This window comes from Kluyvera chengduensis (assembly GCF_044197065.1).
Classification (GTDB): Bacteria; Pseudomonadota; Gammaproteobacteria; order Enterobacterales; family Enterobacteriaceae; genus Kluyvera; species Kluyvera ascorbata_C.
Genome location: NZ_JBIQOI010000044.1, coordinates 1 through 229, shown reverse-complemented (window position 1 = coordinate 229; position 229 = coordinate 1). Strand labels below are relative to the sequence as shown.

General features: G+C 51.5%; 1 rRNA gene. It reads left to right on the top strand.

Annotated elements, in window-relative coordinates:
• Positions 1-229: ribosomal RNA gene (locus ACH1XZ_RS23400) — 16S ribosomal RNA — on the top strand; the annotation flags it as partial.

The window sequence follows — 229 nt, the reverse complement described above, 5'->3', positions numbered from 1 at the left end:
AAAACTCAAATGAATTGACGGGGGCCCGCACAAGCGGTGGAGCATGTGGTTTAATTCGATGCAACGCGAAGAACCTTACCTACTCTTGACATCCACGGAATTTGCTAGAGATAGCTTAGTGCCTTCGGGAACCGTGAGACAGGTGCTGCATGGCTGTCGTCAGCTCGTGTTGTGAAATGTTGGGTTAAGTCCCGCAACGAGCGCAACCCTTATCCTTTGTTGCCAGCGG